This is a genomic window from Micromonospora sp. KC213, from assembly GCF_004348325.1.
In the GTDB taxonomy this organism is placed as follows: Bacteria; Actinomycetota; Actinomycetes; order Mycobacteriales; family Micromonosporaceae; genus Micromonospora.
This window is the reverse complement of sequence record NZ_SMKF01000058.1, coordinates 21,878-30,636: the sequence shown is the minus strand read 5'-3', so window position 1 is coordinate 30,636 and position 8,759 is coordinate 21,878. Positions and strand designations below refer to the sequence as shown.

The window sequence follows — 8,759 nt, the reverse complement described above, 5'->3', positions numbered from 1 at the left end:
CTCCCCGCCCTCCGCCGCCTCCTGCAACGCGCAACCCGCTAGGACCAGAACAGATCCTGGTACGCAGTGGCTCCCCGAGGGGTTGTTCCGTACCAGGATCTCCGCCCAGCGGGACGGGTCGGCGTCAGAGGTCGGTGACGCGGATGCCGGCGTGCGCCTTGTACCGCTTGTTGATGGCGATCAGGTTGGCGGTGAACGCCTCGATCTGGTGGGCGTTGCGCAGCCGGCCGGCGTAGATGCCACGCATGCCGGGGATCCGGGCGGCCAGTGCGCCGACGATGTCGACCAGTTCCCGGTCCTCGGTGCAGATCAGCACGTCGAGGTCGATCCGGTCGACCTCCGGGTCGGCCAGCAGCGGGGCGCTGACGTGGTTGAACGCCGCACAGACCCGCGAGTCGGGCAGCAGGGCGGCGGCCTGCTGCACCGCGCTGCCCTCCGGCACCGGCAGCGCGTACGGGCCCTGCTTGTCGAAGCCCAGCGGGTTGACACAGTCGACCACGATTCTGCCGGCCAGCGGCTCGGCCAGCGCGGCGACGGTGGCGGCGTGCCCGTCCCACGGCACCGCGATCACGACCACGTCGCTGCCGCGGGCGACCTCCTCGTTGCCCGCCCCGGTCACCTCGGCGTCGGCCGGCACCCCGGGCAGGGCGGCGATCTCGGCGGCGGCCTCGGCGGCGCGCTCGGCGAAACGGGAACCGATCAGCACCCGCTGACCAGCTCGGGCGAACCGGTAGGCGAGCCCCCGTCCCTGGTCGCCGGTGCCACCGATGATGCCGACGGTCAGCCCGGAGACATCGGGCAGCCTGGTCGCGTCGTAAGCCATGCGATCATCCTCGCAAACCGTCCCGCACGGCAGCAGCGCCCGTCACTGTGACGAATCCCGCCTCGTGGATCAGTCGTGGGCGAAGAGCACCGTACGCCGGACCGGGTCGGCGGTGACCAGTCGTACCCGGACCCGTTCGCCCAGCGGCAGCACGCCGACGCACCGGGCGCGTACCGGCGGGTCGTCCAACGCCACCGTGCCGCCGGGCTGCCGGCCCGGCTTCGGCTGCCCGTTCGGCGCGGCGTCAACGTCGAGCACGGCGGCGGGGAAGCTCTCCCCCACCCGGTGCGCCAGCAGCACCGCCTCGGCCAGCTCGATCGCGCCCCGGGTGGCGGCACCGGCCGTGCGGTCGGTCGCGGCCATCACCTCGGGCAGCCGGGGCAGCGCCGCCCTGGCCCAGTCGGGCACCGGCCGGCCGTCGTGCAGGGCCAGGCAGACCTCCGTCGCGTACCGGTCGGCCAGCCGGCGCAACGGGGCCGTGACGTGGGCGTACGCGGCGGCGACCCCGCCGTGCCCCGGCCGCTCGGGCGGCTCGCCGTCGAAGGCGGTGTACGCGGCGCCGCGCATCAGCTCGGCCGCCTGGTCGACGAAGGCGGCGGCCCGGGGTCCGCTGGTGTCCAGCCCGGCCAGCAGCTCGCCGACGCTGGTCCCGTCCGGCCAGGGCACGCCCAACGCGGTCGCCGCGGCGCGCAGCCGGGCCACCGCCTCGGGCTTGGGCGCCGGCATGGTCCGCAGCAGGCCGATCCCGCCGGCGAGCATGATGTCGGCGGCGGCCATCCCGGTGAGCAGCGAGACCTGGGCGTTGTGGTCCTCCATCGGCGCCGGGCCGCGCAGCACCAGCCGCCAGCCGTCGCCGTCGGGTTCGACGTCCTGTTCCGGCAGCGGCAGGTTGACCGCGCCCCGACGCAGCCCACGGGCGGTGAGCAGGGTGCCGACCTCGGGCAGCAGGGCGATCGGCTCGGGCAGCGTCCCGGTCTCGGCGGCGGCCTGCACCCCGACGTAGTCGAGCTTGGCCCGGCTGCGGACCCGGGCGCGCTCCAGCGACACGGCCACGGTGCCGCCGTCGGCGTCGAGGTCGATGGTCCACACCACCGCCGCCCGGTCGACGTCGGGCAGCAGGCTCGCCGCGCCCTCGCTGAGCGTGTGCGGGTGCAGCGGCACGTTGCCGTCGGGGAGGTAGACGGTCTGCCCGCGCCGCCAGGTCTCCGCCTCGAGTGCGCCGCCGGGTCGTACGTGGGCGGCGACGTCGGCGATGGCGTAGCGCACCCGGTAGCCGCCACCGGGGCGGCGGCTCAGGTGCATCGCCTGGTCGAGGTCGCGGGAGGTCGCCGGGTCGACGGTGACGAACGGGACGTCGGTGCGGTCGGTCGCGGCGGGCGGCGCGGCGGCGGCCGCCTCGTCCGCCTCGCGCTGCGCCGCGGCTGGGAAGGCGTCCGGCAGTCCCAGCTCGCGGCGCAGCGCACCGAAGTCGATGCGGGGCGCCAGCACACGTCGGATGAGCACGGGTCAATCCTGGCAGCCCCGGGCATGATCCGCTCTCCCGCGTGAGGGCGGTGCTCGACGTACGGTCAGCTGCTCTTGCGGGCACGCGAGCGGGTGCTCGCCGGAGCGCTGCCGCGGGCGGCGGTCGTACGCGAAGGGGCCTTACGCGCGGTGGCCTTCCTCACGGGTGTCGGCCTGCCCGCCGTGCGCGCGGTGGTCGACGACATGCCGGTCGCCTTCTTCGCGGGGGCCTTCCTGGCGGTGGTCTTCGACGCCACCGTCTTCTTCGCCGCCGTGCTCGTCTTCTTCGCCGCCGTGCTCGTCTTCTTCGCCGCGGCCGAGGTCTTCTTCGCCCCGGCGGTGGTCCTGGTGGCGGCCTTCTGGGCGGGAGCCTTCTTCGCCGCCGTCCGGCCAGCCGGGGCCTTGCTGGCGGCGGTCCTGGTCGTCGGAGCCGTCTTCGCCGTGGTTCGCTTCGCCGCCGGGGCCTTCGTCGCCGCCGTTGTGGTCTTCGACGCCGTGGTCTTCCTGGCCGGAGCCGTCTTCACGGCCGTGGTCCTCTTCGCGGCGGTCGCCGTGGTGGCCGGGGCACGGCCGCTCCCGGCACCTGAGGCGTTCGGCGACGCCTTACCGGCCGGTGCCCTGCGGGCCGTCGTGGTGGCCGGCACGGACCGGCGTGCGGGGGTGCTCCGGGTGGTGCCGGCTCTCCGCTCGGTCGCGGCGGATCTCCTGGCGGCCGGGCGGGTGGCCTGTTGTGCTTCGGCCATCTCGGTTCCCTCCTTGGGGCATGCGCTCACGTGCCTCCCCCGGAGGCACGGAGTTCCTCGACGCGGGCCGTCCCGCGCCGTCTATCTGCCCTCCCCGGCCCAGCGGGCGTCCTCGGCCTCCCACGCTTCGTTACGCTCCCGCACCCGCTGCAGGGCGTTCTCCGCGTCGGCGGCTGAGGCGTACGGCCCGAGAACGTGCCGGGAGGCACACAGGTCGACATCGGTTTCGACCCGATGGTGACGCGTGCACCAGTAGTAGCGCCCGGCACGTCCGCTGTCGCTCATGAGCTCACTGTGCACCGGGAGCAGCCCGGCCGCCACCGAATCGGGTAAATACTCGTCGGCTTCCACATTAGACCTGGTCACAGGGGCGCGGGCGGGAACGCCGAAACTCGTCTGAAGTTGACGGGACAGCCGGCGAGGAGGTCGGTGACGCAGAATCCCGGGGTGCGTTTCGGGGGAGGAAGACCGGGCTGGGCGTCGCGTGGCCTGATCGCCGCCGGTGTCGCGGTGGTACTGACGGTGGTCGGGGTGACGGTGATGACGCCCCTGCTGCGGGACCGCTCGCAGCAGCGGTTGGAGCAGCGGGCGGCGCGCGAGGTGACCACGACCGCACAACGGACGCGGACGCAACTGCTGGCCGAACCGACCGCCGGGCAGGCGACGCTGCGCGGCATCGCCGACCGCGCCGAGGGCGTCGAGGTGCTCACCGTGGAGCGCGCCGCCGCCGGGGTCCGGATGGTCTTCCGGGTACGCGTGGCGAAAACCGCGCCGAGCCTCTTCGGATGGCAGCAGGCCACCGCGGACGGCTGCTTCGCGCAGGTGGTCGGCCCGAATCCGGTGGCGCTGGAACGGGTGGCGTGCCCGTCGTGACCGGCTCCGCCGAACGTCCGGCGCCCCCGGGCAGCCGACACCGGCATGGTCGGCGGTCATGACCAGGACAACCGCCGGGAGCCGATCCTGTCCGCGCTGCGACACCGACCGTGTCGGTGAGCGGAGCGTCGCCCTGGTGCGGCTGACCCCCGCCGCCTCGTTGCGCGGGGCGCGACCACGGCGGCTAGGGTCGCCGGATGGGCGTACCGGACTACATCCAGCGGATGCGCAGGCACATCGGCCACGACCTGCTCTGGCTGCCGAGCGTCAGCGCGGTGGTGTGTGACGAGCGTGGGGCGTTGCTGCTCGGCCAGCGGGCCGACGACGGCCGCTGGTCGGTGGTGAGCGGGATCGTCGAGCCGGGTGAGCAACCGGCCACCGCCGTGGTGCGCGAGGTGGCGGAGGAGACCGGGCTGCGCGTCGAGCCGGTCCGGCTCAGCAGTGTGCTGTCGCACCCGCACACCTACCCGAACGGGGATCGCTGCGAGTACTTGAACCTCGGCTTCCACTGCCGGCTGATCTCCGGCACGGCGCGGGTCAACGACGACGAGTCACTGGCGGTGGAATGGTTCCCGCCGGACCGGCTGCCCGAGTTGGACGCGCATGCCCGTCTGGTCATCGCCCACGCCCTCGGGGCCGCGTCGGACGCCTGGTACCTGCCCGCCGGCTCCACCTGGGACGAGGTGACGGCCGTCGCCGGCTGACGCCGTCCCCCGGGCTGGCGCTCCCCAGCCTGCCCGGTCGGCCCGGTCGCCGATTGCGGCAAGTGGCGGTTTCCCGGCCCCGGATGGCACCATCTGCCGCACCTTGTGGCGGCTGCCTCGGTTCGGGGCGATCCGATCCACTTCGCGATGGTACTGCTGCCGTCGTAGTCGGTGACGGAGCCATGGTCGCTGGCCATGCTGTAGAGACCCCCCCGGCATGGATGTCGCCGCGGCTGTCCTCCTGCGTACGACGGGGTGGCTTACGGTCGAGGTCGGTCGAGGTCTGCTCCTCGAATTCCGATCGCGGGAATCCGGCCGATGACCATCACGACACCGCGTACCGGGCGGCAAGCCCCGCCGACGGCTGAATTCGCCGGCCGGAAACCACTTGCTCACGGTGTCATCAAAGGCGGTTGGCGGCCATCCAGGCGGTCGCGAAGTCGACCAGAACAGGCTGGGACATCAGGCGGGCCGCCGCACTGCCAACCCGACCGATCACCACGGCACCGGTGGCCTCGAACTCGGCACCCAGCCGATCGAAGTCGCCCTCATCGGCAACGACGTCGACCCACGTGGTCCATCGGTCTGTCCCGTCCGGCTGTCGGACTGACGAACCGGTGACCGCCTGCGGAGGCGACACCTGCCGGCACTCCGCCAGGTGCAGCGAGGTGTTGGACCTGTGACCGCATCCCAGCAGTAGCACCTTGCCGTCGAGGCGGTACACCGCGCCGAGCGGGGAGTTCTCGCCCAACGCGTCGTCGAGTTGGTGCCCGTCCACGACGCTCGCGGCGTTCCTGCCCAGCGCGGCGAACGAGACCTGCGGATGATCACTGCGCAGAGCACCCGGCCACGTACGGACCACCTCGGCAATGACACCCATCCACCGGCTCGGTGTGCACGATCGGTCGAAGCCGGGGGTGTGCTCCCGGATCACGGGCCACCACGCCTCGGGAACGGGCGGATGCTGCCACCCGGCCGGGTCCGTGTTGTCGGGCGTGTGGGTCGGCACGACGAGGGTGCCTTCGGGGCCGAGCACATCCAGCACCGCTCGCACAACTGCCTGGGGGCCTCCGGCAACGAACCCGAGGCTCCGGTTCGACGAGTGCAGCAGCAGTACGTCGCCCGAAGTGAGGCCGAGTGCGCGCAGCTCGGACGCCAGAGACTGGACGGTGTGGGGTGCCAGCTGGTCCATTCGGCGCAGTGATCCGTTTCATCCTGCGTAGCGGTTAGCTTCGACGTGGTGCAGGACGAGGATAGCCTGCACGATCGTGGTTGCTCGCTGTGGGCAGCAGCGCAGCTTCGCCGGGACTTTCAGGTCTTGAGCGTGGAGACGCACCTCTCTGGTCAGCCGCGGCGGAACGATTTCCGCGCTCATCGGCACGTGGCCCTGCAGCTTCGAGGGCGTGAAGGCCCGAGCAACTACCCCGGTGAGCCGGACATTCAACTCTTGGCGGCAACGGATCCCGCGATCGGGGCGACACAGCAGACTTTTTCCCGCCTCTCTGCATCCGCTCAGATCGCGTGGATCGCGACGAATCAGGACGGGATCCGGAATTGTCGGGCACTCCCACTGCCGTGACAACGTCGGCGGGGCCGCGCACGTGGCTCCTGATCGCATTGGCCTTCGCCGGTGCCCGTGGCGTCACCGTACCGGGCATCGCGGCCTATGCCGCACTGTGGGCCGTCGTCGGTGCCGTCTCCCAATTCAGTATGTCTGCTCTGGGCTTGCAGTTCGCCCCTCCGGGCAGTGCATCGCTGGATACCGTCGCCGTAATTTTCATGCTGCTTCCTGCGGCCACTGCAGCGAGCAGCATGACGAGCCGTACGACGGAACTGGAGGCGGTCCGCTCGCGTCCCGGGTTACAGCCCAAAGCCTGTGGGTGCTGGTTCTCGTGGCTGGTGGAACGACCGTCGCATGGGCTATGTCGTTCCTGCTGGATTAATGAGCCTTTTCCAAGCTGGTCTTGTAGCTCAGGGTAGGTGTGGCAGCACAGGAGATCGACGAGGGCGAGGCTCCAGGTAAGACAGCAGTCGACCAAAACCCGATGCCCCGACCGGAAGCCTCGCCTGTGCTGTCTTACCCGTCCACGATCCCGCTGTCCAGCCGGACCCTGAACCACCTCGCCGACTGTATCCGCAGCCACCGCCAACAGCGTCGATCGAGGTGGCGGCGTCTCGACCCGGGCCGTCAGGCCCTGCTGGCCCTGGCCCACCTGCGCAACGGCGACACCTACACGCGCCTCGCCGCCGGCTTCGAAGTCGGAGTGGCTACCGCCTGGCGGTACGTGCAGGAGGCGATCGCCGTGCTCGCTGCCACCGCCGAGGACCTGGCCGCTGCCATGCAGCGGATCCGGCGGCTGGCGTACGCGATCCTGGACGGCACGCTGATTCCGATCGACCGCATCGCCGATCAGAAGCCGTACTACTCCGGTAAGCACAAACGGCACGGGGTGAACGTGCAGGTCATCGCCGATGCCGCTGGCCGGCTTGTCTGGGCCTCGCCTGCCCTACCCGGCAGCGTCCACGACCTGACCGCCGCCCGTATCCACGGCATCATCGATGCGCTGACCAGCGCGAAGGTGATGACCTTCGGCGACAAGGGCTACCAGGGCGCCCGCGGCAGCGTGCGGACACCGTTCAAACGGCGCCGCTTCCGGCCGGAGCTGTCACGCCGGCAGAAGGCGGTCAACCGGGCGCACGCGAAGACCCGCGCCCCCGGCGAACGAGCCGTCTCCACGCTCAAGACCTGCAAGATCCTGACGAAGCTACGCTGCTGCCCACGCCGAGCAACCACCATCGTGCAGGCCGTCCTCGTCCTCCACCACATCGAGACGAACCGCTACGCAGGATGAAAAGGGTTCACTGGACGACGCACGTGCGCTGGTATTCTTCGCAGTGTTCGAGCCACTTCCTGGCGGTCTGCTCGTCGGTTTGATATTTCTCCAAAAGGATTTGCATGCCCTCCTCGCCCGATATGTCTACGATCGCCTTCCGGACTTTCTCGACGTTGCCCGCGAAATAAGCCTCTTCCCAAGCGCTCTGATCGAGTTTGGCGACATCCATGATCGTGGTGAATACCCCAACGTTCCACATGTAGATGTTTTGGTTGTACTTAATGTTGTGCTGCTTGCACACGACCCGACTGAAATGCTCGGTGGCGCCTTCGTTGAGGCAGTCTCCCAGTGCCTGCTTCCACGCCGGTGACGACAGCATGTGCATCGCCTCGTGGATGCAGGACGATACGTCGGTGTTGCGATCGCGGAGATACATGCGCTCGCCGTCGCAAAAGCCCAGTTTGGTGTCGACATCGGCAGCAATACAGTAGGCCAGATCGTTCAGATTTTCCTTACTTTCACCGCGGTTCGCGCGGGTGATCCGGAGAATGTAGGCGATGTATCGCCGGTTGAAGTCGCGCTCGTTGAGGACGCTGAGCCGGTCATGCAGGACCTTGGCGATGCCCTCCTTCGTGAACCGCGGCTTGTGTAGCGGTGTCGTGCCGATAGCGGTGATCGCCTTCGTCAGGATGGCGTCAGGGGCACCCGTCGGGACGCCCTCTGTTGCCCGTTTCGCGTAGCGTTCGATGGTCGTTGCGAGCTGGTCACCGAACGCTTTGATCAACATGATCCATTCGAGCTCGGTGGTGCCGGGTAGATGGGTGTCGAACCATCCCGCCGCGTGTGCCCGCACAGGCTCGGGAAGGGCCGCTATCTTGGCGTAGCACATTACGGCGTCGTCGGCGATGCGCGCCATCGCCATCATCTGTGCCTGGTGTTTGGCCGGCGCTGCGTCGGCGACGGTTTTGACAAGGGTCAGTACCGGTGGGATCAGTTGGGCGGCGGCGAGCTGCGGAAAATCGACGACGTCAAGCAGGGCCCTCTTCGTCTTTGCGAGATACTTGTCGATCTCCGGGTCGTTGGAGCGCAGCTTTTCCTTCAGTTCCATGAGATCGGTCGCCAGGAGGTCGAGCCCTTTGTGCACCACCTCGACCGGGCTGCCCGGCTTGTCCAACTTTTGCTCGAATCCGAAGGCGGAAGGATCGAATGGGTGCATGGGTTGCCCACTTTCTCGCGCAGTCCGACAGGCCCACCCAGCATGAGGGCCACAAGGTGTGCG

8 protein-coding genes and 1 pseudogene are annotated in these 8,759 nt (G+C 69.9%); 4 read left to right on the top strand and 5 right to left on the bottom strand.

Going from position 1 to position 8,759, the window contains the following annotated elements:
• Nucleotides 1-124: 124 nt before the first annotated feature.
• Both npdG and E1166_RS14420 read right to left on the bottom strand, forming a co-directional pair.
• Nucleotides 125-823, bottom strand: coding sequence for an NADPH-dependent F420 reductase (gene npdG / locus E1166_RS14425; protein ID WP_132264963.1), 699 nt, complete (start codon nt 821-823; stop codon nt 125-127).
• A 69-nt stretch (nt 824-892) separates the two neighbouring features.
• On the bottom strand, nt 893-2,326 hold the full coding sequence (locus E1166_RS14420; RefSeq protein WP_132339223.1) for an RNB domain-containing ribonuclease: 1,434 nt from the start codon (nt 2,324-2,326) through the stop codon (nt 893-895).
• 75 nt (nt 2,327-2,401) lie between these two features.
• Here E1166_RS14420 and E1166_RS31515 point away from each other — a divergent pair, with 75 nt between their 5' ends.
• The 3 genes from E1166_RS31515 (at nt 2,402) to E1166_RS14400 (ending at nt 4,646) form a co-directional block, all read left to right on the top strand.
• Nucleotides 2,402-3,310 (top strand): hypothetical protein, encoded by a 909-nt coding sequence (locus E1166_RS31515; protein ID WP_207914238.1) that lies wholly within the window; start codon nt 2,402-2,404, stop codon nt 3,308-3,310.
• A gap of 188 nt (nt 3,311-3,498) precedes the next feature.
• Nucleotides 3,499-3,942, top strand: coding sequence for a hypothetical protein (locus tag E1166_RS14405; protein WP_132339219.1), 444 nt, complete (start codon nt 3,499-3,501; stop codon nt 3,940-3,942).
• 197 nt (nt 3,943-4,139) lie between these two features.
• Nucleotides 4,140-4,646 (top strand): NUDIX domain-containing protein, encoded by a 507-nt coding sequence (locus E1166_RS14400; protein ID WP_132339217.1) that lies wholly within the window; start codon nt 4,140-4,142, stop codon nt 4,644-4,646.
• 403 nt (nt 4,647-5,049) lie between these two features.
• On the opposite strand, the gene E1166_RS14395 is transcribed toward E1166_RS14400, so the two are convergent.
• Entirely contained in the window at nt 5,050-5,838 is a 789-nt protein-coding gene (locus E1166_RS14395) for an AAC(3) family N-acetyltransferase (protein WP_132339215.1), read from the bottom strand.
• An 18-nt stretch (nt 5,839-5,856) separates the two neighbouring features.
• A pseudogene (locus E1166_RS14390) lies at nt 5,857-6,008 on the bottom strand (IS5/IS1182 family transposase); the annotation flags it as partial.
• A 707-nt stretch (nt 6,009-6,715) separates the two neighbouring features.
• Between E1166_RS14390 and E1166_RS14385 the strand changes: the two are divergent.
• Nucleotides 6,716-7,498 (top strand): transposase family protein, encoded by a 783-nt coding sequence (locus E1166_RS14385; protein WP_132339213.1) that lies wholly within the window; start codon nt 6,716-6,718, stop codon nt 7,496-7,498.
• Nucleotides 7,499-7,505: 7 nt separating this feature from the next.
• Here E1166_RS14385 and E1166_RS14380 read toward each other — a convergent pair whose 3' ends face one another.
• Complete coding sequence (locus tag E1166_RS14380) at nt 7,506-8,696, bottom strand: hypothetical protein (protein ID WP_132339211.1); 1,191 nt, start codon at nt 8,694-8,696, stop codon at nt 7,506-7,508.
• Between the last annotated feature and the right edge of the window lie 63 nt (nt 8,697-8,759).